Origin of the sequence: Ensifer sp. Root278, assembly GCF_001429285.1 — a bacterium.
Classification (GTDB): Bacteria; Pseudomonadota; Alphaproteobacteria; order Rhizobiales; family Rhizobiaceae; genus Ensifer.
This window is the reverse complement of the sequence record NZ_LMJJ01000040.1, coordinates 799,654-825,274: the sequence shown is the minus strand read 5'-3', so window position 1 is coordinate 825,274 and position 25,621 is coordinate 799,654. Positions and strand designations below refer to the sequence as shown.

The following is a 25,621-nucleotide window of genomic DNA, read 5'->3' as shown; positions in this document are numbered from 1 at the left end:
CTTAGAGCTTGCCGCCGCGCTGCTGGATCATCATGAAGGTGTCGTAGTTGTATTCGGCGATCTGGGCGTTGAGGTAGTACTCGCCGCGGAAGGCCTTGATCGAGTCCCAGATCTTCTTGAAGGTCGGGTTCGAGTCTTCCATTTCGGCATAGACTTCGTTCGCCTTGTCGAAGCAGGCCGACAGGATTTCGGCGCTGAACGGGCTGAGCTTGGCACCGGAAGCCACCAGGCGCTTGATCGCCGACGGGTTCAGGTAGTCGTACTTCTGCAGCATGTTCGCGTCGGTCGCCTGGCAAGCGGTGCGCAGCAGCGACTGGTAGTTCTTCGGCAAGCCGTCGAAGGCCGCCTTGTTGAACATGGCGTGGACCGTCGGGCCACCTTCCCACCAGCCGGGATAGTAGTAGTAGGGCGCGACCTTGTAGAAGCCGAGCTTCTCGTCGTCATAGGGGCCGACCCATTCGGCGGCGTCGATGGTGCCCTTTTCGAGCGCCGGATAGATGTCGCCGCCGGCGATCTGCTGCGGCACGACGCCGAGCTTCTCGACGACCTTGCCGGCGAAGCCCCCGATGCGCATCTTCAGGCCCTGCATGTCGGCGACCGTCTTGATCTCCTTGCGGAACCAGCCGCCCATCTGCACGCCGGTATTACCGTTGGGGAAACCGACGAGGCCCTGGGTTCCCAGGAACTCGTTGAAGAGATCGATGCCGCCGCCGTGGTAGTGCCAGGCGTTCATGCCGCGCGCATTGAGCGCGAAGGGAACGGCGGCACCAAGCGCCCAAGTCGGGTCCTTGCCCCAGTAATAGTAGGAAACCGTGTGGCAAGCCTCGACCGTACCGGCAGCCGCCGCGTCAGCAGCCTGCAGGCCGGGGACGATTTCGCCGGCGGCGAAGACCTGAATCTGGAAGTTGCCGTCGGTCGCTTCCGACACATGCTTCGCCAGCACTTCACCGCCGCCATAGATCGTGTCGAGCGACTTCGGGAACGACGATGCCAGGCGCCAGTTGATCTTGGGGTTTGCCTGCGCAATGGCCGGCGTTGCAAGCGCGGCAGCACCCGCTGCGGCCAAGCCACCGAGGCTTGCGTTTTTGATAAATGAACGGCGATCCATGGTTCCTCCCCTAGTTCTCGCCAAAAGGGCGGCCGCGATCAGCGCTACCACCCATCAATCCACCCTGCCCCTTCCCGGGCGACGGTGGCTCCTCCTCGTTAACCTGCCGAAACGACGCAAATCGGCGTCGCAATCGACCGGCATTCCAGCACCTTACAGAAACACCGGACCATGTCCAGAAGGCGCTTTCCGGCACCTATTCGACTTTTGTCTAATGCGCCGGAAAGCAGGCAATTTTGCCCAAAATGCAGGCAAATCAATGTTTTCAGCCGAAATTAGCGTTCGGCCGACGATGCCCAGAGGTTGATGTGGGCCTCACGCGCATAGAGATCGATCTCGGCCAGCTCCTCCGCCGTAAACGTGTCGTTTTCGAGCGCCTTGACGCAATCGACGATCTGCTCGGAGCGGCTGGCGCCGATCAGCGCCGAGGTGATCCGGCCGTTGCGCAGCACCCATGCAAGCGCCATCTGCGCCAGAGTCTGGCCGCGCTTTTCGGCGATGCCGTTCAGCTTGCGGATGTTGTCGATGATCTCCGGGCGGATGAAGTCCTTCTTGAGGAAGTGGTTCTGCGCCGCCCGGCTGTCGCTCGGAATGCCCTGCAGATACTTGGTCGTCAGCATGCCCTGGGCAAGCGGCGAAAAGACGATCGAGCCGATGCCGAGATCTTCGAGCGTGTGGATCAGGCCATCATCCTCGATCCAGCGGTTGAGCATCGAATAGCTCGGCTGATGGATGAGGCACGGTGTGCCGAGATCCTTGAGAATTGCAGCCGCTTCGCGGGTGCGCTGCGAATTGTAGGAGGAAATGCCGACATAAAGCGCCCTGCCCGAACGCACGATATGGTCGAGCGCGCCACAGGTTTCTTCAAGCGGCGTGTCCGGATCGAAACGGTGCGAATAGAAGATGTCGACATAGTCGAGCCCCATGCGCTTCAGGCTCTGGTCGCAGGATGCGATCATGTACTTGCGGCTGCCCCATTCGCCGTAAGGACCTGCCCACATGTCATAGCCGGCCTTGGACGAGATGATCAGCTCGTCGCGCAGACCTGCGAAATCCGTGCGCATGATTTCGCCGAAGGCAGTCTCGGCCGAGCCCGGAGGCGGGCCGTAATTGTTGGCGAGGTCGAAATGGGTGATGCCGAGGTCAAACGCGGTGCGGCACATGTCGACCTTGCGGTCATGCGGCGTGTCGCCGCCGAAATTGTGCCAGAGCCCCAGCGAGATCGCCGGCAACTTCAGGCCGGAGCGGCCGACGCGGTTATATTTCATGGTGTCGTAGCGGTTTTCCGCCGGTAGCCAGGTCATCGCAAAAATCCTCCGCGATCCGTATCCGGATGGCGGCTGGAAACCACCATCGCTCCAAACGAGAAGGGTTTCCGTGATCACGGAAACCCAAGCTTGCTGTCAAAGATATCTCTAATCACCGAACGCTCACGAGGGAAGCTTGGCGCCAACCAAAACCTCCGTCATTCCTGTGCTTGTCACAGGAATCCCTAGCAGTTCCGATGGAACTGCGGACCAGCCCAAGTCGTTGGGCTGAAAAGTCTTTTGACCCGACAGACGTCGGGTCGCTGGATCCCCGCCACAAGGGCGAGGATGAGGGAGGTTGGGGTGCAGCTCTCCCCCCGGAAGCCTCTCTTCCGAGTTTGCAGAGGGACCCCTGGTCCGCGGCGCGCGTGCCGGACGGCTGCCGCTATGAAGCCGCAGCGACCCGATTTCCCGATATTTCTTCCTCCGTCTCGCGCAGCAGCGCCCGCGCCTCCTCGATGCCGAGGGCGGCCGGCTGCGTGCAGGTGGTGGAGAGCTCGATGAAGCGGCCCTCCTCGCCGGATTTCAGGATCGAAACCATGACATCGACGCCGTGCAAGGCGCGCTCGAGCGAGCAACGGGCGTCGCGGCCTTCGAGGATCGCCTGCGCCATGTCGGCAAGGCCCGCGGTGCGGTAGTTCGCCATCGGTCCCTGCGGGTGCTCCTGGTTCTCGATGCCGAAGGGATGATCCCAGGGCTCCAGCGGTTGGATGTCCTTGTCGCGCCCACTGGCCTCCACCTTGCCGCCGAAGAAGTTCGGATCGGGCACGTAGAGCGAGCCTTCGGTGCCGTAGAGCTCCATATTGGCATGGCGATGCGACCAGACATCCCAGCTCGCCGAGAGCGTGATCGTCGCGCCGTTCGCAAATTCGAGCAGCGCGTGGATGTTGGTCGGGGTCTTGACCGGGATCTCCTCGCCCTTGCGCGGCTCGCTGGTGATGGTGCGGGTCGGGTTGGCCATGGAGGACAAAGCGCCGACGCGCTTCACCGGTCCGATCAGGTTGATCAGGTTGGCGATGTAATAGGGCCCGAGGTCGAGGATCGGTCCGCCGCCGGGCAGGAAGAAGAAGTCCGGGTTCGGGTGCCACATCTCCATGCCCGGGCTCATCACGTGGCAGGTGCCGGAGGTTACCCGGCCGATCTTGCCGGCATCGATAGTGCTGCGTGCAAGCTGGTGCGCGCCGCCGAGGAAGGTATCCGGCGCGCAGCCGACGGAAAGGCCCTTGGCCTTCGCGATCGCCCTGAGCTCCTCGCCCTGCTCCAGCGAAAGCACCAATGGCTTCTCGGAATAGACGTGCTTGCCGGCTTCGAGGATCGCCTTCGAGACCGGATAGTGCGCGTCCGGGATCGTCAGGTTGACGACGATATCGACATCCGGATTGGCCAGCAGCCCCTCGATGCTTTGGGCTTCTACGCCGTATTCCGCTGCCCGCGCCTCGGCCGCTGCCTGGTTGATGTCGGCGCAGGCGACAACCTTGATGCCCTTAAACAGTGGGGCGAGCCTGAAGTATGTGGTGGAGATGTTGCCGCATCCGATGATGCCGACGCCAAGTTCCTTGGTCATGGATGAACCTGCTTCTCAATAGGATTGGATGGAGGCGAGCGAGCGCTTGGCGAAGCGCTTGAAATCGCTCGGATTGTCGTGCTCGGCGATGAAGTAGCGGGCCTTGGTGCCGGAAAGCGCCGCAAACAGGCCCTTCCAGTCGACGGTACCCTCGCCGACATCGGCCCAACCGTCCTCGTCCTTCTTCTCGCCCGTCGGCGCGATGTCCTTCACATGCACGGCGGTGATGCGGTCGCCGTATTTCTTGATCCAGGCGATCGGGTCGGCGCCGCCGCGGATGATCCAGGCGATGTCGGCTTCCCAGGAAAGTTCCGGTCCGCCTGCAAAGATCAGGTCCTGCGGGATGCTGCCGTCCGGAAGAGCAAAGAACTCGAAGTCGTGGTTGTGCCAGCCAAAGATCAGCCCGGCGTCGCGATAGGGCTTGCCGGCCTTCTGCAGCCGCTCGCCGAAGGCACGCCAGCCGGCGGCATCCGTCGGGCGCTGGTCGGGCATCAGGTAGGGGCAATAGATCGCCTTGATGCCGAGCGCCTTGGCGATTTCGAGCACGCGGGCCGGATCGCTTTCGAGCATGTCCAGGCCAAAGTGCGCCGTCGGCATGGCGAGACCATTGCTGTCGAGCCCTTCCTTGAAGCTGGCGATCTCGGCGTCGCTGAGCGCCGCATAGAGCGCGCCATAACCTTCGACCTGGCTATAGCCGGCCTGCCCGAGCGCTTCGAGCACATTGGCGAAAGGCGGGAAATTACGGGCGCTATAAAGCTGGAAACTGACGTCCTTCATGAAATCCTCCTCGATTTCGTCCTGGGGGTCTTGGGATTGTGTTGAGATCACTTCAGCCAGGTGTCGTAGTCCGACACCAGCAGGTGGGTGGGTGCCGCGTCCGCCTCGATCGCCGAGAAGCGACCGACGGGCTCGCGGAAATAGTTGTCAGTGAGATCGTCGTTGACGGTCGAAACCTCGCCCATCAGCACATCGGCGCCTTCGGCCCAGAAGGCGTGCCAGTTGCCGGGCAGAAGCGTGACGCTTTCGCCTGCCTTGAGCTTCAGCAGTTCGCCGGCTTTCAGCGTGCGTAGCCGTGCATCGGTAGCGACGACCACGTCGCTCTCCTCGTCGACGCTGCCGTCAGGCTTCGAATTGTACATCTGCAGCACCAGCGACCCGCCGCCACGATTGATGATGTCCTCTGTCTTCACCGCATGGCGGTGCAGCGGATTGACCTGGTCCTTGGCGGTAATCATCAGCTTTTCGGCATAGACCATGCCGTGACCGGTTTTCAGATTGGCGGCATTGCCGTTGCGCAGTGTGAAGAGCACCAACCCGAACTGGTCGAAGCGGCCCTTGCCGTAGTCGGTAATGTCCCAGCCGAGGCGGGCCTCGAAGATCGTCGGGCTGTCCGATGCAACGTGCGACTTCAACTGCTCCGGCGACCAATAGGCAAAAGGCGGCAGCGTGAAGCCGAAGCTCGTCATGAAGGCATCGCTCTCGGCGATGATACCGTTGACGTGGCTGCGTTTCATGGCGATCAACCCTTCCCCTGGCAGGATTCGAGATCGAAGACGGCAAAGCGCGGAAGCTCGCCTGCGGCGAGCGGCACCTTCGGCGTGAAGCGGACAAGCTTGGTTTCCCCGGCCAGCAGATCAAAGGCATTGTCGGAGTATCGGCCGGCGACATCGGCCTCGATCATCACATGCAGCGCCAGGCCGCTTGCCTTGACGCTGACGTCGAAAGCGCCTTCGCCCGCCGGCGCCACATCGAGTGTCAAACCGGACGGTTGCAGGTCGAGTGCCTTGTAGGTGCCGTTGGCGTGGTGCCCCTCGCCGCGCATGCCGTTCGATGCATCGAACGACCAGAACAACAGGTGATCCGCCGGAATATCGGAAGCCGCAAGCGTCACCAGGGTCGCCGCGCGATCCGGGCTGCAGGTGCCGGCGGCCGCCGTCAGCGGCGTGCGCTTGCCATCGAGCGAAACCAGGAAGGTCTGAAGCTCGACCGTCACCGGCTCCGCCGTATCGTTGACCATCGAGAAGGCGATCTCTCTGCCATCCGCCGATGGGATGGCCGCGACCGAAACCGGCTGGAAGAACCGGCGGACCATATAGTGCATCGCCTTCCAGCTGCCACCATAGTCGAGGCTCGACCAGGAGGCGACCGGCCAGGTGTCGTTGAGCTGCCAGTAGAGCGTGCCCATGCAATGGGGTTTTAGCGAGCGCCAATAGTCGACGGCCGTGCGGATCGCCAGCCCCTGCTGGACCTGGCTGAGATAAACGAAAGCCGGGAAATCCTTGGGGAAGCGGAAATATCGGAACATCGTGCCGGCGATGCGCTCATTGCCGCCGACATTCTTCTGGTGGCTCTCGATCACAGGCGACGCGATGTTGAGGTCCTTCTCCGCCGCAAACTGCCGGATGACCGGCATCGACGTATAGGACTGGAAGCCGAACTCCGAGCAGAAACGCGGGCGCACGGTGCGGTAATTGTCGAAGGACTTGTTCTCGTGCCAGACCGACCAGTAGTGCATGTCGCCGGAACCATCGGCATGCCAGGCATCGCCGAAATCGAGATAGCCGGACGCCGGGCTCGACGGCCACCAGATCGCTTCGGGAAGTGCCGCTTTCAGCGCCACCTCGATCGTGCGGTTCAGCCGGTCATAGGAAACGAGATAGCGGTCGCGATCCTTGCGCGGTTCGTCGAACCAGGTGAGCGCGCCGACCAACTCGTTGTCGCCGCACCAGACCGTGATCGATGGATGCGACGACAGGCGCTTTGCCTGATAATCCACCTCTGCCGCGACATTCTCCAGGAAATCCGGGGTCGAGGGATAGAGGTTGCAGGCAAACATGAAGTCCTGCCAGACCATGAGCCCGAGCCGGTCGCAGAGATCGTAGAACCAGTCCGGCTCGTAGAAGCCGCCGCCCCAGACCCGGATCATGTTCATGTTGGCGTCCACTGCCGAGGTCAGCAGATCCTCGACGCCCTCTGGCGTCACCCGTGACATCAGCGCATCGGCCGGGATCCAGTTGGCACCCTTGCAGAAGATCTCGCGGCCGTTGACGCGGAAGGCAAAGCGGCTGCCAGCCTCGTCCTTGTCGGTCAGCAGCTCGATCGCGCGGAATCCGATCTGGCGGCTCACCTGCTCCTGCGGCAGGTCCACTGTCAGGCGCGACAGGTGCTGCTCGCCGCTACCCGCCGGCCACCAGCGCTTCGGCCTGGTCACGGTGAAGACATGGGTGATGCGCGTCTCGCCTTTGCCGACGGCGCAGTCCAGCCGTTCGCGGTCCTCGTCGAGCGAAAAATGTATGGGCACGATGCCGGGCGCGTCGGCAAACAAGGTCACCGTCACCACGAGATCGACCGAACCGTCCTCAAGCCAGACCTGCTTGGTCGTCACATGCTCGATGCGGGCGATCTCCAGCCGGCAGAGAGCAATCTCGCCGTAGACGCCGAGCGGCGCGATCGCGAGGTTCCAGTCCCAACCGAAGTGGCACTGGGGCTTCCTCAGCATGTTGCCATTGGCGATCGGCGAATTGCCGGGATGGTAAGGCACGTAGAAGGGTTGCTCGGCCTGCCGGCGCGCGCCTTCGGAAATCGAGGAATGCAGCACGATGCGGATGCGGTTTTCGCCGGCGACGATCGCGCGCGAGACCTCCGGCCTGTAGCGGCGGAAGCAGTTCTCCGCTTCGAGCACCAGCGTGTCGTTGACGAAGACCGAGGCGACCGTGTCCAAGCTCTCGAGGTCGAGATACCAGTATCCCGCGAGGTCGTCGGCAGCCACGGAGACCGTGCGCTCGATCACCCAGTCCTTGTGTGCCACCCATTGAACGTCGTTCTCGTTGCGGCCAACATAGGGGTCTTCGATCGCGCCCGCTTTCTGCAAGGCCGAGTGCACGTCGCCCGGCAACGCAATGGTCAGAGCATGGTTGCTGTCGGCGGAACTGAGTTGCCAGTCCCCCGAAAGGTCGAGACGGATGGCGGTTCGGGTGTAGTCCTCAGAGAGCATTGTTGTATTCCATCGATCGACCGGCGACGCCGGCGCTGTCATTGCCGGGAGGTGCCGGACAGAGGTCCCTGCCCGGCATCTCCTTATTTCTTTACTTCCGCGCATATCGTTTCCGCAAAACCACTTCACACTTTTGCGCGATATGCGGCTAGAGCCGGTTTTCGCTCGTCGCATCGAAGATCGAGGCAACCGCCATGTCGAAGGAGAGGGTGACCGCCGTGCCAGGCGCATAGCGCCGCTGGCCGGCGATGCGCACGGACATCGACTGCCCGGCAAGCTTCAGCCACAACAGGTTGTCGGCGCCCATCGGCTCCTCGATATCGACGACCGCGCGATGCGAGGCCGCGGCCCCGCTTGCCGCCTCGTCGACGCGCACATGTTCGGGCCTGAGGCCGAGGACAACCTTCTGCCCGTGCACCAGGGGTGCCCGCGACGGATAGGCGGACACGTCGAAGTCGACGCCGTTGGCGTGGACGTAGGCGCGCTGGTCGCGAAGCTGCAGCTCGCCGCGGAAGAAGTTCATCGACGGCGAACCGATGAAGCCGGCGACGAACAGGTTTTCCGGGGCGTTGTAGATCGTCATCGGGTCGGCCAGCTGCTGGATCACGCCGCTCTTCATGACAGCAATACGATCGGCGAGCGTCAGCGCCTCGATCTGGTCGTGGGTGACGTAGATCATCGTGTTCTTCAGCGACTGGTGCAGCCTCTTGATCTCGACGCGCAGCTCCGAGCGCAGCTTGGCGTCGAGGTTGGAAAGCGGCTCGTCGAAGAGGAACACGTCGACATCGCGCACCAGCGCCCGGCCGATCGCCACCCGCTGGCGCTGGCCACCGGAAAGCTCAGACGGTTTGCGCTTCAGGAGCGGCTGGATCTGCAAGATCTCGGAGGCGCGGCGCACACGTTTGTCGATCTCCTCCTTCGGGACCTTTGCGACCTGCAGGCCGAAGGAGAGGTTCTTCTCCACCGACATCTGCGGATAGAGCGCGTAGGACTGGAACACCATGCCGATGCCGCGGTCCTTGGGCTCCTCCCAGGTGACGTTCTTGTTTTTGATGAAGATCTGCCCGTCGCTGACATCGAGTAGACCGGCGATGCAGTTGAGCAGGGTCGACTTGCCGCAGCCGGACGAGCCGAGTAGCACCAGGAACTCGCCGTCCTTGATGTCGAGGTTGAGCGTGTCGAGCACAGTGACGGCACCGAAGCTCAACGACAGGTCTTTGACCGATACGCTGACGTTTTGCATGTCCTTACCCTTTCACTGCGCCGGCGGCGATGCCGCGAACAAAAAGCCGTCCGGAGACGAAGTAGACGAAGAGCGGCACGGCACCCGTCAGGATCGTCGCCGCCATGTTGACGTTGTATTCCTTCACGCCCTGGACCGAGTTGACGATGTTGTTGAGCTGAACCGTCATCGGGTAGTATTCCGGCCGGGTGAACACGACGCCGAACAGGAAGTCGTTCCAGATGCCGGTGACCTGCAGGATCATCGCCACGACGAAGATCGGCAGCGACATCGGCAGCATGATCCTGAAGTAGATCGTCCAGAACCCGGCGCCATCGACGCGCGCCGCCTTGAACAGTTCCTCCGGCAGGCCGGCGAAATAGTTGCGGAAGAGCAGCGTCAGGATCGGCATGCCGAAGATGGTGTGCACGATGATGAGGCCGGTCAGCGTGCCGTAGATGCCCATTTCCCGGAGCACGATGACGATCGGGTAGATCATCACCTGATAGGGAATGAAGGCGCCGACGATCAGGATCGTGAAGAACAGCTCCGCGCCCTTGAAGCGCCAGTTGGCAAGCGCATAGCCGTTGACCGAGGCGATCGCGATCGAGACGATCGTCGAGGGAACGGTGATGCGCACCGAGTTCCAGAAGCCGCGCGAAAGGCCGTCGCAGTTAAGCCCGGTGCAGGCACTCGCCCAGGCCTTCGCCCACGGCTCGAAGGTAATTTCGACCGGCGGCGCGAAGATGTTGCCGAGCCGGATTTCCGGCATGCCCTTGAGCGAGGTCATGACCATCACATAGAGCGGCAGCAGGTAGTAGAGCGCCACGACGATCAGCGTGCCGTAGATCATGATGTTACGGCCCGACAGCGCCCGGCGGGGTTTGCGACCGCGTGGGCCGGCGATAACCCTGTCGGCTTGCGCCTGGGGTGCGGCTTCGTCAGCCACCGAATTGAAAGCAACGATATCAGACATGCTTGCGCCCTCCCCCGAATTCCAGATAGGCCCAAGGCACGATGATGATGGCGACGGTGATCAGCATCATGGTCGAGGCGGCGAAGCCCTGACCGAGGTTCTGCGCCTGGAACATGTAGTCGTAGACGTACTTGGCCGGCACTTCCGACGCGATGCCGGGGCCGCCGCTCGTCTGCGCCACCACAAGGTCGTAGACCTTGACGATGCCGCTCGCGATAATCACCAGCGTGGTGATGAAGACGCCGCGCATCATCGGGATGACGACGAAGATGTAGGTCTTCCACATCGGAATGCCGTCGACGCGCGCGGCCTTCCAGATGTCCTCGTCGATGCCGCGAAGCCCCGCAAGCATCAGGCACATGACGAGCCCGGTGCCCTGCCAGAGGGCGGCGATCAGGATGCCGTAGATGACGATGTCGGCATTATAGAGCGGGTCGAAGGTGAAGCTCTCCCAGCCGGCCGAACGCACCACAGACTGGATGCCGAATTCCGGATTGAGCAGCCATTGCCACACCAGGCCCGTCACGATGAAGGACAGGGCGAAGGGATAGAGCATGATGGTGCGGAAGGTGTTTTCGAAGCGGATCTTCTGGTCCATCAGCGCCGCCAGCACGAAGCCGATGACCAGGCTGAAGATCAGCGAGAAGATGCCGTAGATCGCCAGGTTCTGCACCGAGACCAGCCAGCGCGGCGCGTCCCAGAGGCGCTCGTACTGATCGAGGCCGACGAAGGATAGCCGCGGCAAGAGCTTGGAATTGGTGAAGGAATAGACGACCGTCCAGATCGTGCCGCCGAGGAAAATCACCACGGCCGTCAGGATCATCGGGACGGAGGCAATCTTCGCGTTCAGGTTCCGCAGCCACTGGTTCGGTCGGCCCGAACCTTGTGTGTAGCCTGCCATGTTTCGTTCCTCCGGAACTGCAATGGGTTTCGGACGATGGGCAGCGCCGCGCGATCAACGTCGACGTCGTGCCGCATCAGGGCGACAACCGCTCCCTAAGTGCCGCGTGAAGGCGAACGCACGCGCGGCTGTCGGCACGTCGTGCCGAAAGGGAGGCCTTGGCCGGCCCACGCCATTACGGCGGGACCGGTCAATCAGGCAGTTGCGGTTACTCCGCGTTCGCGATGATGTCGGCGAAACGCTTCTGCGCGTCTTCCGGCGTGATCGACGAGTTGGCGAAGAATTCGGAGAACAGGTCCTCCTTCTGCTTCTGGCTGTCGGCCGAAAGCAGCTGGTCGGTGCCCTGGATCACATTGCCCTTGGCAAGGATGTCCAGGCCCTTCTTCATGCAGTCGTTGGCGGCTGCGAGGTCGACGTCGCCACGCACCGGCAGCGAGCCCTTCTTGAGATTGAAGGCGACCTGGGTCTTCGGATCGAGCAGCGTCGAAGCCAACGCCTCCTGCGCCTTGGACTTTTCTTCGTCCTTCAGCAGCGGGAAGTAGAATGCGTCGCCACCGGTCGAAATGATCTCGTTGACGCCGAGACCCGGAAGGCAGGTGTAATCCGTTCCGGCTTTCTGGCCGGCAAGCGCGAATTCACCTTGAGCCCAGTCACCCATGATCTGGCCGCCGGCCTTGCCGGTGATGACCATGTTCGTCGCCTGGTTCCAGTCCTGGACATTGGTGCCCTTGGACATGCGGCGGGCGTCGTCAGCGGCCTTGAAGACCTTGGCGATCTCAGGACCGGCCGCCACTTCCTCGTCCTTGTCGCCAAAGACCTTCTGGAACGTGTCCTTGCCGGCGATCGCCACCATCAGCACGTCGAAGGCGCCGGCTGCCTGCCAGGGCTGGCCACCGACTGCGAGCGGCACGATGCCGGCCTTTTCGAGCGCCGGTGCGGCGGCAACAAACTCGTCCCAGTTCTTCGGCACATCGACGCCGGCCGTCTTGAAGGCGGCGTTCGAGAGCCACAGCCACTGCCAGGAGTGGATGTTGACCGGGGCACAATAGATCTTGCCGTCGATGGTGCAGGAATCGAGCAGGCTCGCCGGCTTGATGATCTCCTTCCACTTCTCGCGGGTCGCGACATCGGTCAGGTCGCGCATGAGCCCGGCCTGAACCAGCTCCTCAGCCTGGCGGCCGTGGTTGAACTGCGTGGCACCCATCGGGTCACCACCGGTGATGCGGCTGATCATGATCGGGCGGGCGGTGCCGCCGGAGCCGGCGATCGCGCCGTCAACCCAGTGATTGCCCGTCGCATCGAAGGCCTTGGCGAGTTCGGCGACCGCCGCCGCTTCGCCGCCGGACGTCCACCAATGGGTTACTTCAAGATCGGCGGCACTGGCCGCACCGAGTGGCAGGGCCACCGCGGTCGCGAGCATGGCTGCAAAAGAACGTATTTTCATGAGTCTCCTCCCTCACTGTAACGTTACCGTAAAAAACTTAATGCAATCGATTACAGGACGCAACACCCACCACAATCGATTTAAACAGAATCTTAGAAAACACCTATTGCGTGCAGATGACAGCGGACGTCCAAAGCGCTTTGCGCCCGGCGCCTGCCCCTTCGCGTCTTGCAGAAGACTCGCTTATATAGCTGATATTTATAGAACTTCAGCGAGTGCCTTGCGCCGTTGTGGAGATCATCGTCTCGCAAGCGCAAAAGACACCCGCCCCAAGGTGCGATTCAACCAGACCGCTTCATCTTCCGCAGTGCAGCAACGAAAACGCTCGACATCGCAACTGTATCGTTACAGATTTGAAGCAATTTTATCGGTCCAAAGCAGGATAGCCGCTCGCTGCTTTTCGTATATAAGGCGATAAAGTGACGCGGCAGGCAGCAGTGGACAGGGCTGAACCGACGCGTTTCGCCGCCGGGCGGGCAAAACTGGCGGCGCGCGGGCAGAGAGTGGGCGGGTGACGGCAATGGACAGCAAGACGAAAAACAGGCCGCAAACACTGCCGGATGGCGGCCGGCCAACGCTGAAGACGATCGCCTTCATGACCGGGCTCGGCATCACCACGGTTTCCCGGGCGCTGAAGGATGCGCCCGATATCGGCGCGGAAACCAAGGAACGCGTGCGTCTCGTCGCCAAGCAGATCGGCTACCAGCCGAACCGCGCCGGCGTGCGGCTCAGAACCGGCAAGACCAACGTCATCAGTCTCGTATTGACGCTGGAAGAAGAGATCATGGGCATCACCAGCCCGATGGTCGTCGGCATCACCGAGATCCTCGCGGGCACGCCCTATCACCTCGTGGTCACCCCCTATAGCGCCGTCAAGGATGCCCTGGCGCCGATCCGCTACATCCTCGACACGGGCGCTGCCGACGGCGTGATCATCTCGCGCACCGAGCCGCACGATCCGCGCGTGGCACTTCTGACCGAGCGCGGCCTGCCTTTCGTCACCCACGGCCGCACCGAAATGGGCATCGTCCACCCCTATCACGACTTCGACAACGAGCGCTTCGCCTATGAGGCGGTGCGCAAGCTCGTCGCGCGCGGCCGGCGGCGCCTGGTGCTGCTCGAGCCGCCGCCGCATCTCACCTTTTATTCGCATATGCGCGCCGGCTTCGAACGGGGACTGCGCGACTTTCAGGCGGATGCAATCGGCTTCCATCAGACCAACATCGACCATTCTCTGGTCGAAATCCGCGACGCCTTCGAGGTGCTGATGCGCTCGGAGGACGCGCCCGACGGCATCATCTCGGGCAGCGGCTCCGGTGCGATCGCGCTGATTGCCGGCCTGGAGATGGCCAAGAAGAAGCTCGGCGAAGACTGCGACATGGTTTCGAAGTCCCCGAGCGACTTCCTGCGCTGGCTTCGCCCGGAGGTGATGACCATGTACGAGGACATCCGCGTTGCCGGTCGCGAACTGGCAAAGGCGGTCATCGGCCATATCGACGGCCAACCGCCGGAAACGCTGCAGAGCCTCAGCCAGCCGGAGTTCCAGCCGCCGATCACGCGCGGTCTGCGGGCCTGAGCCGAAAACATCTCCGCCCTCATCCCTGTGCCCTGTCACAGGGATCCAGCAGCGCCGCGTCCGCGGCGCGGAAGAGTCTTTTCGGCCCAAAGACTTGGGCCTGACTGGATTCCTGTGACAGGCACAGGAATGAGGATCTGGGAGACGGCGTGCCCCTCTGTCGTCGACCAGCGACAGTTTGCCATGGGCGTCGTGAAACGACGCGGAAGCACCCTGAAGTCTTGCTTGTGACGCAGAAACCTGCGACAGGCCGGGGCAACAATCGGGCGCGACGGCGCCCCACACCTCCCTTCAGGCTACAGCAGACATGATCCGCATCGAAAACATCAGCAAGCAGCTCAGCCACCGCATCCTTTTCATCGAAGCCTCCGCCGCCCTCAACCGCGGCGAAAAGGTCGGCCTCGTCGGCCCGAACGGCGCCGGCAAAACCTCGCTCTTCCGCATGATTACCGGCGAGGAAGTGCCTGACGAAGGCCAGGTCGCCGTCGATAAGGGCATCACCATCGGCTACTTCAACCAGGACGTCGGCGAGATGGCGGGCGGCAGCGCGGTTGCCGAGGTCATGAACGGCGCCGGGCCGGTCAGCGAAGTCGCCGCCGAACTGCGCGAGCTTGAAGCCGCGATGGTCGATCCGGATCGGCTCGACGAGATGGATGCGATCATCGAGCGCTACGGCGAGGTGCAGGCACGCTACGAGGAGCTCGACGGCTACGCGCTGGAAGGCCGCGCCCGCGAGGTGCTGGCGGGCTTGAGCTTCAGCCAGGAGATGATGGACGGCGATGTCGGCGCGCTCTCGGGCGGCTGGAAGATGCGCGTGGCGCTTGCCCGTATTCTTCTGATGCGGCCCGACGTGATGCTGCTCGACGAGCCGAGCAACCATCTGGATCTCGAAAGCCTGATCTGGCTCGAGGACTTCCTCAAGAACTACGACGGCGCGTTGATGATGACCTCGCACGACCGCGAGTTCATGAACCGCATCATCACCAAGATCATCGAGATCGACGGCGGCTCGCTCAACGCCTATTCGGGCGACTACGGCTTCTACGAGCAGCAGCGCGCCCAGAACGAGAAGCAGCAGCAGGCGCAGTTCGAGCGCCAGCAGGCTATGCTCGCCAAGGAGATCAAGTTCATCGAGCGCTTCAAGGCCCGCGCCTCGCACGCCTCTCAGGTTCAGAGCCGGGTGAAGAAGCTCGACAAGATCGACCGGGTCGAGCCGCCGAAGCGCCGCCAGAGCGTCGCTTTCGAATTCCGCCCGGCGCCACGCTCCGGCGAAGACGTCATCAACATCAAGGGCGTGCACAAGAAATACGGCAGCCGCAGCATCTATGAAGGGTTCGACTTCATGGTGCGCCGCCGCGAGCGCTGGTGCATCATGGGCATCAACGGCGCCGGCAAGTCCACGCTGCTGAAGCTCGTTGCCGGCTCGACCGAGCCGGATGAAGGCAACGTCGCGCTCGGCGCCAGTGTCAAGTTGGGTTACTTCGCCCAGCATGCCATGGACGTGCTCGACGGCGACCGCACGGTGCTGCAGCAGCTTGAAGACACGTTCCCGCAAGCCGGCCAGGCGCCGCTTCGCGCACTTGCCGGCTGCTTCGGCTTTTCCGGCGACGATGTCGAGAAGAAGTGCCGGGTGCTTTCCGGTGGCGAGAAGGCCCGCCTGGTGATGGCAATCATGCTGTTCGATCCGCCGAACCTGCTGGTTCTCGACGAGCCGACCAACCACCTCGACCTCGACACCAAGGAAATGCTGATCAAGGCGCTGGCGGACTACGAAGGCACCATGCTCTTCGTCTCGCACGATCGCCACTTCCTCGCAGCATTGTCCAACCGTGTGCTCGAACTGACGCCCGACGGCATCCACCAATATGGCGGCGGCTACACCGAATATGTCGCCCGCACCGGCCAGGAAGCTCCCGGTCTGCGGAGCTGACACGAAAATAGGCGAGCTGGGCGTCGCGCGCCGGCGCCCAGCATTCGCAGTGCCCGCCTTCCTCGGCGGGGACCGAGGGTCCACAAGCAGAGCCCGAACGAACAACGCGACTCCGCTCTAAATCGGTACTGAAAAAACTAGGTTCTTGTGAAGTGCTACCGTAGCAGCTGCTACAGATCCTACCGGATGGCCGCTTGAAATCGATGGGACTTTGGTCCGATTCGCGCAGTCAAAGGTCCGAGTGTCATTGTCGCGACGCTCCCCATTCACATATTGCTGGGCTGGCTGGGGCGCCATCGCAGCATCTGCTGCCAATCACTTCAGACAGGTGATGTTCGGCATGACACCGAAAATTGCATGGAAAGACCGAATGACGAACCGCGTATGGGGCTTTGTATCCAACCCCTTCACCATCGGCATCTACCTTGCGCTGGCCACCCTTTGCGCTTTCTTCGGCAGCGCGGCGACCGGGATCCCGGCATACGTGCTTATGGCCGTCGGGTTTCTGCTGGTGATCTTTGTCGATCCGCCGAAAAGGCTGGGCAAGCTGCGGGCACAGCGCCGCCGCTCGGGTGGCGACCGCAACGTCTATCGGCGTTAGTCACGCCCATCGGCGAAAGCGCCTGGCGACAATCGCAGCGCCAGGCGCCCTTCCCGGAACAATACGCGACGTCAGCAGTTTCCCGACGAAGTAAGCAGATTCACATGAACGGACGCATGACGTCCACGGTGCACGGAAGCCATCATACGCAGATGGCGATGAAAGCGCGTGGGCACGATGAAGACCAAGCATTATGTGCTGCAGATCTTTCGAGCCACCTTCACCGACAGGCTGGTGCTGATCATTATTGTGCTGATGATTGCCTCGGTGTTCGCCGTCCTGCCAATCAAATCCTGCTCCAATCCGGGGGCATCGGGCGGTACAGGGATATCAGCGACCTCATCGATGACGGGCTAAAGCGTGTCGCGCAAAAGTGCGCAGCGGTTTTGCGATAACGACACGAAATGCGAAATATCAAAAACTTAAAGCGCAGGAGCGAATCTGAAAGATCGCGACGCGCTTTAGCATCTTGTCCGAACGAAGCGGCGGCATCGGCCCCAAACGCAAACGGGGCAGCCAAGGCCGCCCCGTCTCAAGCTGCTCTGTCGTCGAGACTTAGATCACTTCATTGTTTCATCGAAACTGAAGCGATCTAAGTCTTTGAAATCACGCAGTTCCGGACGGAAAACCGCTTTGCACTTTTCCTGGAATTGCTCTAGCCGTTGAGGCCGCTGCCCCACGGGCCGTGATGGCTGTCGGCACCGTCGACGCGGTCGAATCCGTGGGCGCCGAAGAAGTCGCGCTGCGCCTGGATGACGTTGGCCGTGCCGCGGCCGCGGCGGTAGCTGTCGAAGTAGCCGAGTGCCGAGGCAAGCGCCGGTACCGGCAGACCACCGAGAACGGCAGCCGAGACGACGCGGCGCAGGGCTGCGTCGGTTTCCTTGACCATGGCGGCAAAGGCCGGGGTGACGATCAGGTTGGCGGCATCCGGCGCCTTGGTAAACGCGGTGGTGATCTCGTCGAGGAACTGCGAGCGGATGATGCAGCCGGCACGCCAGATCTTGGCAATGGTCGGCATCGGCAGGTTCCAGTTGAACTCCTTTGATGCCGCCGACATCACCGCGAAGCCTTGCGCATAGGCGCCGATCTTGGCGGCCAGCAGCGCGCTTTCGAGATCCTTGATGAAGGCCGCCCTGTCGGCCACCTTGAAGTCGCCGACCTCAGGCAGCCCGAGGATCTTTTCGGCCGCTTCGCGTTCGTCCTTCATCGCGGAGATGCTGCGCGCGGCCACCGCCGCCTCAATGCCGGTTGCCGGCACGCCCATGTTCTGCGCCTCGATCACCGACCACTTGCCGGTGCCCTTCTGGCCGGCCTTGTCGAGGATCAAATCGACGATCGGCTTGCCGGTCAGAGGATCAGCGGCCTTCAGCACCTTCTCGGTGATCTCGATCAGGTAGGAGTTGAGCCGCCCCTTGTTCCAGGTGCCGAAGACGTCGCCGATCTCGGTCGCCGACATCTTCAGGCCGTCGCGCAGGATGCCGTAGATTTCGGCGATCATCTGCATGTCGGCATATTCGATGCCGTTGTGGATGGTCTTGACGAAATGGCCGGCGCCGTTTTCGCCGAGCCAGGCAACGCAAGGGTCGTTGTCATACTTGGCAGCGATCGAGGTCAAAACGCTCTCGACGCGCTTCCAGGACTCCTCCTTGCCGCCGACCATGATCGACGGGCCGTGGCGCGCGCCCTCCTCACCGCCGGAAACCCCCATGCCGATGAAGGTCAGGCCACTGTCCTTCAGCGCCTCGAAGCGGCGCATCGTGTCGCGGAAGTTGGCGTTGCCGGCATCGATCATGATGTCGCCCTTGGCGAGGTAGGGCTTCAGGATCTTCATCTGCTGATCGACCGGCTCGCCGGCCTTGATCATGATGATGATCGGGCGCGGCGGGCGGATGGCGGCGACGAATTCTTCGATGGTGTCGCAGGGTACGATCTGGCCCTTGAGCTCGCCGGCTTCCGCGTAGAACTTGTGCGTCGCCTCGACGGTGCGGTTGAACACCGCGATCTTGTTGCCCTTTTCAGCGATGTTGAGCGCCAGGTTCGAGCCCATGACGCCAAGACCGATTAGGCCGATTTCCGCCTGTGACACGTGATTGCCTCCATTGGACAGAAGTGCCGGGCGCGATCGGGATAAGCGCGTCGGTGCCGGCCCTTCGAATTGAACTTCGCCCTCTCGCGGCGGGCTCTGTCGAAGGCCCTGGCGCGAGAAGCGACGGCGGAGGATGTTTTGGCATTCAAATCGATTAACGACAAGCGATTACTGACAAAATCACTTCTTTTCGGGCTTGCCGTCGCCATCGTCGAGCACCCGCCAGGACGCGCCTTCGAGGTCTTCGTACTGGCCGCTCTTCAGCGCCCAGAGGAAGGCGGCGAGACCGATGCCGCCGAGAAACAACGCGATGGGAATGAGATAGATCAGCGTGTTCATGAGGCATTCCCGACTGGACGAAGGGCGGCAGGCGCTTGGCCGTCGCGCGCCTCCTCGGCAACATTGCCGGTGGCAGCACGCAGACGCAAGGCGTTGGCAACGACGATCACCGACGAAGTCGACATGGCAACGGCTGCGATCAGCGGGGTGGCGTAGCCGAGGATCGCGATCGGAACGGCAATCACGTTGTAACCGATCGCCAGCGCGAAGTTCTGGCGGATCAGTCGCCCAGCCCGGCGCGAGGTGTCGATCGCCATCGGCACGGCATTCAGCCCCTGGTGCAGGAAGACGAAATCTGCCGCCTGGCGCCCGACATCGGCGGCCGTCGCCGGGGCCATCGAGACGTGGGCTGCCCGCAGCGCCGGTGCGTCGTTGATGCCATCGCCGACCATCAGCACGTGATGCCCGCCTTCGGCCGCGAGAGCACATTCGTCCACCTTGCCACGCGGCGTCAGCTCGGCCTTGAAGCTGTCGATGCCGACCCGGCGGGCAAGGGCCGCCACGACAGGCTCGCGGTCACCGGAGAGAATGCCGGTCGACAGGCCCAGGCGACCGAGCTCGTCTATGCTTTCGCGGGCGAAGGGCCTGAGCCGATCCTCGAAGCGGAAGCAGCCAAGTTCGCGGCCGTCGAGCGACAGGATCGCCTCGGATTGGCCGCTCGCCTCGCCGGCGTCGCCACAGGCAAAGGCGCGGCTGCCGAGCCGGTAGATGCCCACTTCCGTGCGGGCCTCGATCCCGGCACCGGGAATCTCGCGGATCTCGCCGCTGACGACGGGCGCAACCGTCGCCGCATCGTGAATGGCCATCGCCAGCGGATGACGCGAATGGACGGCAAGCCCCGCCGCCGTCGCCAGCACGGAGGGCTGAATGTCCCCGCCATTGACGAGCCGTGGCTCCCCCACCGTCAGCGTGCCGGTCTTGTCGAGCAGCACCGTATCGATCTCGGCCAGCCGCTCCATGGCCGAGCCGTCCTTGACCATGACGCCATTCTGGAACAGCCGTCCGGCGGCAATCACCTGCACGACCGGCACCGCCAGCCCGAGCGCGCAGGGGCAGGTGATGATCAATACCGCGACCGCAACCAGCATCGCATGGTGGAAGTCGCCATTGACGAACATCCAGCCGATGAAGCTCAAAAGCGCCAGGAGGTGCACCGCGGGCGAGTAATATTGCGCCGCCCGGTCGGCGATACGGCGATAGCGTGCCCTGCCCCCTTCGGCGGCCTCCATCAGGCCCATGATCTCGGCAAGCAGCGAGTCGCGCGCCGCAGCGGTCGCCTCGATCGTCACCGGTCCGGTGAGGTTCAGCGTGCCCGCCTCGACGCTGTCGCCTGCCTTGACCGGCACCGGCGCGCTCTCGCCATTGACGATCGAGCGATCGAGGTCACTGGCGCCGATGAGAATGCGACCATCGACCGGGATGCGTTCGCCGGCTGATATCGCCAGCTTTTCGCCCGGCTTGATCTCGTCGACCGGACGATATTCGCGCCCGCCGTCTGCATCGAGCACCATCGCGCCGCGCGGCGACAGCCTGGCCAAGCTGCTGATCGCAGAACGCGCACGCCCGCGCATCATATGATCGAGCGTGCGCCCGATCAGCAGGAAGAAGAGAAGCATCACCGTGCCGTCGAACCAGGCATGGGTGCCGTGGGTAATCGTCTCGTAGAGCGAGATCGAGAAGGAGAGCGTGATCGCAAGCGCGATCGGCACGTCCATGTTGGTGCGGCCGTGCTTCAGCGCATTCCACGCAGACGCGTAGAAGAAGCGCCCGGAATAGATCAGCGTCGGCGCGGCAATAAGCGCCGAGATCCAGTGAAAGAGATCGCGCGTGGCCGCCTCCGCGCCCGACCAGACGGAGACGGAGAGCAGCATGATATTGGCCGAGGCAAAGCCCGCAACGGCGACAGCGCGCACCAGCTGCTTCAGCGTCTGGTCGCCGTCTTCCTCGCCCGGCGCGAAGAGATGGGTCTCGTAGCCGCGCGCGCGGATGGTGCGCGCCATTTCCCGCGGATCGGTGCGGGCGTCATCGACCTCTTCCTTCCAGACGATCGCCACCCGCCGCGACGAAAGGTTGACGCGCGCCCGCTCAACCTCGGGCCGCGCTTTCAAGGCGCCCTCAAGTGTCGCGATGCAGGCGCCGCAATGCACGCCGGGTACGCTGAGGTCCGTCTGGCGCAACCCGCCGCCGAGCGACCGGCTCGTCAGCCAGAGCTCTTCCGATGTGGGCAGTCCCTGCCCGGCCCTGTCGATCTCCAGAGCCATTTCGGTTCCAGGAGCGCAGCAGCTCATTGCGCTGCTCCCGGCGCCATGAAGCGGATGGCCTGGCGATAGACGACCGTGTCGCCCTCGGTCGCGGTGATATCGGCGATCCACTGGCCGCGCTTCAGCGTCGCGGCGGCAACGAACACGCCCTCGCCCTGATGCGCCATCTCGACCGTCACATCCTCATGCTCCTCGACCGGGCGCTTCAGGACCGCGACCACCTTGTCCGCGGTCAGTTCCGGCTTGCCCTGTCGCGTTAGCGTGTAGCGCAGCGCTTCCTGTTCGACACTGAGCTTGCCTTCGAGCCCGCTGGCGGCGAAGGCCTTCGCCTCCTTCACCTTGCCGTTGAACTGCTGGCTGGCGACATAAGTGTTCTGCACCACCAGCCCGCTCCAGCTATGGCTGGCATTCCAGGCCATGATCAGATTGACGGTGATGATCGTGCCGAAGAACAGCACCATGACGCCCAGCATATGCCAGCCGGTGAAGGGCCGCGGTGCCTTTGCCTGTTTGGTGATCATTTCGCCGCTCCAGGGCTGTTGAAGTTGGCCTTGTAGACGTCGCGCTCGTGGCTCGACGGATCCTCGACGATCAGGCTGAAACCGTCAGCCGCTTCGCCAAGCTTGTCCTTCGGCAGCGTCACGAACACTTTCACGGCGGTGACCTTGTCCGGATCGACGCCGATCGCAAAGGTGCGGCCGTCGCCCGCCGCCTGGCCGGCGATGCGCATCGTCGCCGAAGACATACCGTCGATCGCGAGCGTGATGGTGCGTTGTTCGGGGATCATGTTCAAGAGCTTGACCATGTAGCCGTTGCGCACCGAACCGTCGGATTCGACGACGAATTGCGGGTTGCGGTCGTGCAGCACGTTGATCTCCAGCCGGTCGCGCGACAAGAGCGCATAGAGCAGCCCGATGCCGACGAGCGTCCAGACGCCGAGATAGACGAGCACCCGCGGACGGAAGACGATCTTCCAGTTGAAATGGCGGACCTTGTCGGAGAAGGCGCCATCCGCGTTGCGAACCCGGCTCGGGTCGATCGCCGTCGTGCCGCCATTGGTGGCAAGCGCCATGTTGGAGGCATAGTCGTTCAGCGTCGCATAGGAGATCAGTCCGCGCTCGCGGCCGACTTTGTCCATGACGCCGTTGCAGGCGTCGATGCAGAGCGCGCAGGTGATGCATTCGAGCTGCTGGCCGTCACGGATGTCGATGCCCATCGGACAGACGACGACGCAGGCGTTGCAATCGACGCAATCGCCGATGGCCTCCCCGGCTGCCACCGCCTTCTTCTGGTGGCGCGAGCGCGGCTCGCCGCGCCAGTCGTTATAGGTGACGACCAGCGAATTCTCATCGAGCATCGCCGCCTGAATGCGCGGCCAAGGGCACATATAGGTGCAGACCTGCTCGCGCATCAGCCCGCCGAAGACATAGGTGGTGGCGGTCAGGATGCCGACGGTCATGTAGGCGACGGTTGGCGCTTCCAGCGAAACGAAGCTTTTCAGAAGCGTCGGCGCATCGGCGAAATAGAAGATCCAGGCGCCGCCGGTGGCAATACCGATCAGGATCCAGATCGAGTGCTTCGACACGCGCTTGACGATCTTGGCGCCCGTCCAGGGGCCGGTGTCGAGTTTCATGCGGGCGTTGCGGTCGCCTTCGATGTAGCGCTCCACCACCAGGAAGAGATCGACCCACACCGTCTGCGGACAGGTATAGCCGCACCAGGCGCGCCCGACGGCAGACGTCACCAGGAACAGGCCGAAGCCTGCCATGACCAGCAGGCCGGCCACGAAGAAGAATTCCTGCGGCCAGATTTCGATGAAGAAGAAATAGAAGCGACGGGCGGCGAGATCGACCAGCACCGCCTGATCTGGCGCATGTTCGCCGCGATCCCAGCGGATCCACGGCGTCAGATAGTAGATGCCGAGCGTCACCAGCATCACCAGCCACTTGAAGCGGCGGAAGCTGCCCTCGGCGCGTTTCGGGAAGATCTTCTTGCGCTTTTCGTAGAGCGGCTTGCGCACATGCGCCGCATTGACCGGTTCGGCCTCGTGGCGTTCGACGGATGCGGCGTTGGCGGCGGATTGAGAATTCATAAGTGGGACATCCCGGATATCGCGTATTGAGCCATGTCTTGCCCGATTTGACCGCCGAAAACGTTGATCTGTGTCAAGTTTGCGGCCTAAGGCCGCGCCATGCGGCGAAACGTCCGAGCCATCGGAACCACAGCGGTCGGCAACGACCTTTGGTGCGGAAGGACGCCAAGGGCCTTGCGCTCGAGCCCATCTGCACCACAACGCCACGCGCCTTATGAGACGCGCAAAGGTCGCCGTAGTACTTTGAATTGCTGCATGTTTCCCTATATCGGCTATGCTGAAGGCAAGGCAGGACAGTCGCGAAGGAGAAAGCATGCACGGCTCCCTCGAGCCCCTGACGCTGGCCAAACAGCGCGGCACCTATCGCGAGCGTGCCGCGCCTCACGCTCTCGCCGGGCATGTCGAATGCCTGTGGAGCCACCAGATGCCGGAGGGACCGCCCGCGCCGATCGCGGTCGTCCCCGACGGCTGCGTCGACATCCTCTGGTCCAATCGCGGTCTCGTCGTTGCCGGCCCTGATCGGACCGCTGCCTTTCCCGTGATCGCGCCGGGCGCCAAGGTCATCGGCCTGCGCTTCCGCCCGGGCGTCGCCGCGTCGTTTCTGCGCGCATCGCTTTCGGAAATCACCGGTCAAATCGTCCCGCTCGATGCCTTCTGGGGCAAAGCCGCGCGCGAACTTGATGCCAAGCTTCAGGACGCGCCGGATGCCATCCGCGCCGATATCATGGCGGCAGCAGTGCTAGAGCGCTCACCGGCCGTCTCCCCGCCGCCCGGCGATGTCGCAGCCGCGCTCGCCCATCTCACGCAACGGCGCGATTCGTCCGACAACCCCATCAGCGCATTGGCCGCCGCCACCGGCACCAGCGAGCGGACGCTGCGCCGCCGCTGCCACGAACATTTCGGCTATGGCGCCAAGACCCTCGATCGCATCCTGCGTCTGCAACGATTCCTTGGGGCATGCCGCAGCGAGCCATCCGCAGGCCTCGGCATCCTCGCTCTTGATGCCGGCTATGCCGACCAGGCGCATCTTTCGCGCGAAGCCAGGGAACTGACGTCGCTTTCACCGGCGGAAATCCGCCGCCAGCTTTCCGCCCATCGGCAAGCGGCCTGACTGGCCGTTTCGTTCAAGACCGGCGGGGCCGCCCGTGCTACGTCCTCACTCAGGAGAACCAAGCATGGCAACACTTGAAGCAAAGATCATCCACACCACCATCGCCCGCGACTGGCGCGAGGTCTATGCCTTATGGCCAAGCCCGAGAACATGCCGCGCTGGGCGTCCGGCCTATCGTCGGGCCTGACGCGCGACGGCGAGGACTGGCTGGCGCCGGGACCGCTCGGCGAGGCCCGTGTGCGCTTCGCCCCCGCCAACGACTTCGGAGTCGTCGATCATCTCGTCACGCTCGCGGACGGTACCGAGGTTCATAACGCGCTGCGCGTCGTGCCGAACGGCGACGGGGCGGAGGTGATGTTCACGCTGCTGCGTCAGCCGGGCATGAGCGCTGAACAATTTGCCGGCGACGCCGGTTGGGTGGCAAAGGATCTCGCCACTTTGAAATCAATCATGGAATCCGGAAAAGACAGGTAGGAAAATGGGCAACAAGGGCAACGACAGCCGCATCGACTATGTCGAGTTCAACGTCTCCGACATCGCTGCCGCCAAGGCCTTCTACGGCAGCGCCTTCGGCTGGACCTTCACCGACTACGGCCCGGAATATTGCGAATTCCAGGACGGCCGTCTGACCGGCGGTTTCACCACCACGGGTCCCGTCGGCAGCGGTGGGCCGCTGATCATCCTCTATGCCGACAACCTCGAGGACATGCTGGCCCGCGTCGAAAAGGCCGGCGGCAAGATCGTCAAGCCGATCTTCACCTTCCCCGGCGGCCGCCGCTTCCATTTCGCCGACCCTGACGGATACGAGCTGGCGGTTTGGTCGGCGCAGTAAGGGCAGTCGACGCCCCAGACCAGCACGGGAACGAGGGCTGCCCCTTCGGCAGGCTGAGCGACTGCAGCCATCTCCACCCTCATCTCTGTGCTTGTCACAGAGATCCAGCAGCCGTGCGTCGGCACGGCGGGAGGAGCAGAGCCGGGACGCCTGATTTGCAGACTGCAAGGGGTCTCCCGCGCCGCCGACGCGGCGCTGCTGGATTCCTGTGACGAGCACAGGAATGAAGGAGGTGATTAAGGCGCCATCCATATCCTGTGGACACCCATCCCCACTT

The 25,621-nt window shown here is 63.0% G+C and carries 21 protein-coding genes and 1 pseudogene; 7 read left to right on the top strand and 15 right to left on the bottom strand.

Going from position 1 to position 25,621, the window contains the following annotated elements; all coding sequences use genetic code 11:
• Position 1: 1 nt before the first annotated feature.
• From ASE60_RS25790 to ASE60_RS25745, 10 genes are all read right to left on the bottom strand, one after another.
• Positions 2-1,108: a TRAP transporter substrate-binding protein gene (locus tag ASE60_RS25790; RefSeq protein WP_057254265.1), complete on the bottom strand. Its 1,107-nt coding sequence runs from the start codon at positions 1,106-1,108 to the stop codon at positions 2-4.
• A gap of 275 nt (positions 1,109-1,383) precedes the next feature.
• Positions 1,384-2,412 carry an L-glyceraldehyde 3-phosphate reductase gene (gene mgrA / locus ASE60_RS25785; protein ID WP_057254263.1) on the bottom strand — a complete coding sequence of 343 codons (1,029 nt, stop codon included), beginning with the start codon at positions 2,410-2,412 and terminating at the stop codon, positions 1,384-1,386.
• Positions 2,413-2,800: 388 nt separating this feature from the next.
• Positions 2,801-3,979: a Gfo/Idh/MocA family oxidoreductase gene (locus tag ASE60_RS25780; protein WP_057254261.1), complete on the bottom strand. Its 1,179-nt coding sequence runs from the start codon at positions 3,977-3,979 to the stop codon at positions 2,801-2,803.
• 15 nt (positions 3,980-3,994) lie between these two features.
• On the bottom strand, positions 3,995-4,756 hold the full coding sequence (locus ASE60_RS25775) for a sugar phosphate isomerase/epimerase (RefSeq protein ID WP_057254260.1): 762 nt from the start codon (positions 4,754-4,756) through the stop codon (positions 3,995-3,997).
• A 47-nt stretch (positions 4,757-4,803) separates the two neighbouring features.
• On the bottom strand, positions 4,804-5,493 hold the full coding sequence (locus ASE60_RS25770; protein ID WP_057254258.1) for a D-lyxose/D-mannose family sugar isomerase: 690 nt from the start codon (positions 5,491-5,493) through the stop codon (positions 4,804-4,806).
• A gap of 5 nt (positions 5,494-5,498) precedes the next feature.
• The gene (locus ASE60_RS25765; protein WP_057254256.1) at positions 5,499-7,973 is read right to left on the bottom strand and encodes a glycoside hydrolase family 2 protein; all 2,475 of its coding nucleotides are present in this window, start codon (positions 7,971-7,973) and stop codon (positions 5,499-5,501) included.
• Positions 7,974-8,121: 148 nt separating this feature from the next.
• A complete protein-coding gene (locus ASE60_RS25760; RefSeq protein WP_057254254.1) occupies positions 8,122-9,216 on the bottom strand; it encodes an ABC transporter ATP-binding protein in 1,095 nt (364 codons plus the stop codon).
• 4 nt (positions 9,217-9,220) lie between these two features.
• The gene (locus tag ASE60_RS25755) at positions 9,221-10,171 is read right to left on the bottom strand and encodes a carbohydrate ABC transporter permease (protein ID WP_057254252.1); all 951 of its coding nucleotides are present in this window, start codon (positions 10,169-10,171) and stop codon (positions 9,221-9,223) included.
• Positions 10,164-11,072, bottom strand: coding sequence for a sugar ABC transporter permease (locus ASE60_RS25750; protein WP_057254250.1), 909 nt, complete (start codon positions 11,070-11,072; stop codon positions 10,164-10,166). The genes ASE60_RS25755 and ASE60_RS25750 overlap by 8 nt, the downstream gene beginning before the upstream one ends.
• Positions 11,073-11,280: 208 nt before the next feature.
• Complete coding sequence (locus tag ASE60_RS25745) at positions 11,281-12,516, bottom strand: ABC transporter substrate-binding protein (RefSeq protein WP_057254248.1); 1,236 nt, start codon at positions 12,514-12,516, stop codon at positions 11,281-11,283.
• A 520-nt stretch (positions 12,517-13,036) separates the two neighbouring features.
• Here ASE60_RS25745 and ASE60_RS25740 point away from each other — a divergent pair.
• The 4 genes from ASE60_RS25740 to ASE60_RS25725 all read left to right on the top strand — a co-directional run bounded on the left by ASE60_RS25740 (position 13,037) and on the right by ASE60_RS25725 (position 16,980).
• On the top strand, positions 13,037-14,092 hold the full coding sequence (locus tag ASE60_RS25740; RefSeq protein ID WP_057254246.1) for a LacI family transcriptional regulator: 1,056 nt from the start codon (positions 13,037-13,039) through the stop codon (positions 14,090-14,092).
• 307 nt (positions 14,093-14,399) lie between these two features.
• The gene (locus tag ASE60_RS25735; RefSeq protein ID WP_057254244.1) at positions 14,400-16,022 is read left to right on the top strand and encodes an ABC-F family ATP-binding cassette domain-containing protein; all 1,623 of its coding nucleotides are present in this window, start codon (positions 14,400-14,402) and stop codon (positions 16,020-16,022) included.
• Positions 16,023-16,392: 370 nt separating this feature from the next.
• Positions 16,393-16,623 carry a hypothetical protein gene (locus ASE60_RS25730; protein ID WP_057254242.1) on the top strand — a complete coding sequence of 77 codons (231 nt, stop codon included), beginning with the start codon at positions 16,393-16,395 and terminating at the stop codon, positions 16,621-16,623.
• Between the two features lie 168 nt (positions 16,624-16,791).
• Complete coding sequence (locus ASE60_RS25725) at positions 16,792-16,980, top strand: hypothetical protein (protein ID WP_058328737.1); 189 nt, start codon at positions 16,792-16,794, stop codon at positions 16,978-16,980.
• A 298-nt stretch (positions 16,981-17,278) separates the two neighbouring features.
• Here ASE60_RS25725 and gndA read toward each other — a convergent pair whose 3' ends face one another.
• From gndA to ccoG, 5 genes are all read right to left on the bottom strand, one after another.
• Complete coding sequence (gene gndA, locus ASE60_RS25720; protein ID WP_057254239.1) at positions 17,279-18,709, bottom strand: NADP-dependent phosphogluconate dehydrogenase; 1,431 nt, start codon at positions 18,707-18,709, stop codon at positions 17,279-17,281.
• Positions 18,710-18,889: 180 nt separating this feature from the next.
• Entirely contained in the window at positions 18,890-19,048 is a 159-nt protein-coding gene (ccoS, locus tag ASE60_RS25715) for a cbb3-type cytochrome oxidase assembly protein CcoS (protein ID WP_034788403.1), read from the bottom strand.
• Positions 19,045-21,336, bottom strand: coding sequence for a cation-translocating P-type ATPase (locus ASE60_RS25710; RefSeq protein WP_057254237.1), 2,292 nt, complete (start codon positions 21,334-21,336; stop codon positions 19,045-19,047). Before ASE60_RS25710 ends, ccoS begins: the two co-directional genes overlap by 4 nt.
• Entirely contained in the window at positions 21,333-21,830 is a 498-nt protein-coding gene (locus ASE60_RS25705) for a FixH family protein (protein ID WP_057254236.1), read from the bottom strand. Before ASE60_RS25705 ends, ASE60_RS25710 begins: the two co-directional genes overlap by 4 nt.
• Entirely contained in the window at positions 21,827-23,401 is a 1,575-nt protein-coding gene (gene ccoG, locus ASE60_RS25700; protein WP_057254234.1) for a cytochrome c oxidase accessory protein CcoG, read from the bottom strand. The genes ASE60_RS25705 and ccoG overlap by 4 nt, the downstream gene beginning before the upstream one ends.
• 313 nt (positions 23,402-23,714) lie before the next feature.
• Here ccoG and ASE60_RS25695 point away from each other — a divergent pair, with 313 nt between their 5' ends.
• The 3 genes and pseudogenes from ASE60_RS25695 (at position 23,715) to ASE60_RS25685 (ending at position 25,344) form a co-directional block, all read left to right on the top strand.
• Entirely contained in the window at positions 23,715-24,512 is a 798-nt protein-coding gene (locus ASE60_RS25695) for a helix-turn-helix domain-containing protein (RefSeq protein WP_057254232.1), read from the top strand.
• A 64-nt stretch (positions 24,513-24,576) separates the two neighbouring features.
• Positions 24,577-24,986 (top strand): annotated as a pseudogene (locus ASE60_RS25690) (SRPBCC family protein).
• Between the two features lie 4 nt (positions 24,987-24,990).
• Positions 24,991-25,344: a VOC family protein gene (locus tag ASE60_RS25685; RefSeq protein WP_057254230.1), complete on the top strand. Its 354-nt coding sequence runs from the start codon at positions 24,991-24,993 to the stop codon at positions 25,342-25,344.
• Positions 25,345-25,621 lie beyond the last annotated feature (277 nt).